Source organism: Thermoplasmatales archaeon (assembly GCA_014361245.1).
Classification (GTDB): domain Archaea; phylum Thermoplasmatota; class E2; order UBA202; family JdFR-43; genus JACIWB01.
Genome location: JACIWB010000080.1, coordinates 1 through 2,776, shown reverse-complemented (window position 1 = coordinate 2,776; position 2,776 = coordinate 1). Strand labels below are relative to the sequence as shown.

Annotated in this window: 5 protein-coding genes; all 5 read left to right on the top strand. The window is 34.0% G+C overall.

Features of this window, described 5'->3' with window-relative positions:
- Positions 1 to 262 precede the first annotated feature (262 nt).
- Positions 263 to 895: a 50S ribosome-binding GTPase gene (locus H5T45_07525; protein MBC7129548.1), complete on the top strand. Its 633-nt coding sequence runs from the start codon at positions 263 to 265 to the stop codon at positions 893 to 895.
- A gap of 7 nt (positions 896 to 902) precedes the next feature.
- A complete protein-coding gene (locus H5T45_07520; protein MBC7129547.1) occupies positions 903 to 1,232 on the top strand; it encodes a DUF2073 domain-containing protein in 330 nt (109 codons plus the stop codon).
- Positions 1,233 to 1,628, top strand: coding sequence for a hypothetical protein (locus tag H5T45_07515; protein MBC7129546.1), 396 nt, complete (start codon positions 1,233 to 1,235; stop codon positions 1,626 to 1,628).
- A 25-nt stretch (positions 1,629 to 1,653) separates the two neighbouring features.
- Complete coding sequence (locus H5T45_07510) at positions 1,654 to 2,412, top strand: thiazole biosynthesis protein (GenBank protein ID MBC7129545.1); 759 nt, start codon at positions 1,654 to 1,656, stop codon at positions 2,410 to 2,412.
- Positions 2,413 to 2,448: 36 nt separating this feature from the next.
- Positions 2,449 to 2,776: proteasome subunit alpha (locus H5T45_07505; protein ID MBC7129544.1), on the top strand; the 328-nt coding region annotated here is incomplete at its 3' end.

Genomic DNA, 2,776 nt, shown 5'->3' with positions numbered 1-2,776 from the left:
AAGGAAACATGTAATTGGAATGGCAATTTGCCATAACCTCCAGACATATATGACTATTTTTTATCCCTATAATTTTAATTTTCTTTATGAATATGTTAAATGTAATTGATTTGTTCGACAACCTCGGATTTATAATCATTCTTATAGCAAAAATTCTTGAAATCGTTTCATTCTTTTCATTGCCCGAGGAAATTCCAAAAAGCGATGTAACTCAGTAAAAAATTTAACAAACCTTATATATTTGCCATCTATTATTTTCAGGATGGGGTTGCTTGACAGAATTTCAGGATTTATTCTTTCGTTATTTGGTAAAAAACATGTTAGAATAGGTATATATGGTCCGCCGAATGCTGGAAAGACAACCCTTGCAAATAGAATTGCAAAAGATTGGACAGGTGAAATTGTTGGTGAGGTATCAGAAATACCCCATGAGACAAGAAAAATACAGAAAAAAGATAAAGTTATAATAAAAAATGGAAAATCATCACTCACAATTGATATCATTGATACCCCAGGTATAGCAACAAAAATAGATTTTCACGATTTCATGGAATATGGTTTAGTTGAGGAAGAAGCAAAGAAAAGGGCGAAGGAGGCGACCGAAGGGGTCATAGAGGCGATAAAATGGCTTGATAATGTTGATGGTGTCATTCTTTTAATGGATAGCACAAAAAATCCATTTACTCAAGTTAATATCACAATACTTGGAAATCTTGAGGCGAGAGAATTGCCATTTATAATTGTTGCAAACAAAATAGATTTAGATGGTTCAACTCCAGCAACACTTAAATCCGCGTTTCCAAAACATGATGTAATTCCCATCTCGGCTCTGGAAGGAATAAATATGGATTTGTTATACGAAACAATGGTGAGGAAATTTGGCAAAAGGAAATGAAATAAATATAAGCTTCATTGCACAGGAAAAGTTAAATAATCTAAATAGTGAGGAAAAGTTAAAGTTTATTTTAAAAGAAGTTAAGAAAGGACATATACTTGTTCTTGAAAGTGGCTTGTCCTCAGAGGAGCAGGCAAAACTTATAGAGATGACCATGGAGGATATAAACGATGGTTTTGTTGGTATAGAAATGGAAAGCTATATGGAGGAAAAAAAAGGTTTCTGGCAAAAATTTTTTGGCAAAAGAAATAGAATGACTATTGTTGGACCAGCTGATAAGCTAAAAACAATTTATAGGGATAAGGAAGTTATAAAAACAATTATAAAGGCGGGATAAATGGCTCATCAATGTTTGAATTGTGGAAAAGTATATACGGATACAAAAATTATTGAAAATGGTTGCCCACACTGTGGGGGTAAATTTTTTTACTACATCAGAAAACCTCTTGAAACTGAAAAAAGAGTAAAAATATTAAAGGAAATAGAAAAGGAGAAATTTTTTGAAGGCGAAAGAGAAAAAATAGAAAATATAATAAAGAGAATAGAAACTGAAAAGGAAAAAGCGGAAAAAGAAGCGGAGGAAATGAAGAAAAGAATAGAAAGCATAAATATAAAGGAGATAGGTGACTATGAAATCAATGTTAGAAAACTAGCTGAAGATGGTTCAATAATAATAAACAGAGAAGGGGTTTATTTTATATATTTGCCATCGCTTTTCCAGAAGAAAAAATAATATATTTCTTCTCATTTCAATTTTCATGATAAGAGATATTGAGATAACAAAAATAATAGTTAAAAACTTTTTAGAAGAATTTCTCGAATGCCTTGAATTGGATGTTGCAATAGCGGGTGCAGGCCCTTCTGGCCTAACCGCTGCAAGATATCTTGCAAAAAATGGAAAGAAGGTTGTTGTTTTTGAGAGGAAGCTTGCGCCTGGCGGGGGGATGTGGGGCGGAGGAATTGGCTATCCATATATTGTTATGAAACAGGGTAAGGAGTTGCTTGAAGAAGTTGGGATAAAATGTTTTAAGAAAGATGATTATTGGGTTGCAAATTCTATTGAGGCTGTTTCAAAGCTTGTTTCAAGCGCTATAGATAGTGGTGCGAAAATTTTTAATGGAATGACAATTGAAGATGTAATGATTAAAAGTGAGAAAATTAATGGTGTTGTTATAAATTGGAGTGCTATAAAAGATGCTGGCTTACATGTTGATCCAGTTGCGATTGAAGCAAAATGTGTTATAGATGCAACAGGGCACGACTGCAATATTGCAAGAATTGTTGAAAAAAAGTATGGTTTAGCCACTCCAAGTAAGAAAATAGAAGGAGAAAAGGCGATGTGGGCTGATGAAGGAGAAAAAAAGACCGTTGAAAATACAAAAGAAATTTTTCCAGGATTATATGTTACAGGGATGGCTGCAAATGCTGTATTTGGGGCTCCTCGGATGGGACCAATTTTTGGAGGAATGCTTCTTTCTGGAAAAAAAGTTGCTGAGCTTATAATTAAAAAAATTTAGTAGAAAAATTAATATTTGCCTTTTTCTTTTGATGGCGTGATTCCGAGAGCGGCTTATGATTGGGAAATTACTGTATTCAGCCCTGATGGAAGGCTATTCCAAGTAGAGTATGCAAGAGAAGCGGTAAAGAGAGGAACAACAACTGTTGGAATAAAATTCAAAAAAGGAGTAGCTCTCATAGTTGATAAGAGAATAACATCTCGCCTCATAGAGCCATCCTCAATAGAAAAAATATTCAGGATAGATGATCATATTGGATGCGCTACTTCTGGATTGGTTGCAGATGCAAGAGCCCTTGTAGAAAGAGCAAGAATTGAAGCCCAGATAAACAGGCTAACATATGATAAGCCAATACAGGTTAAAA

Excerpts from the sequence above, each read along its gene's own strand:
- H5T45_07525 (MBC7129548.1), top strand. The coding sequence starts at position 263 with ATGGGGTTGCTTGACAGAATTTCAGGATTTATTCTTTCGTTATTTGGT.
- H5T45_07515 (MBC7129546.1), top strand. The coding sequence starts at position 1,233 with ATGGCTCATCAATGTTTGAATTGTGGAAAAGTATATACGGATACAAAA.
- H5T45_07510 (MBC7129545.1), top strand. The coding sequence starts at position 1,654 with ATGATAAGAGATATTGAGATAACAAAAATAATAGTTAAAAACTTTTTA.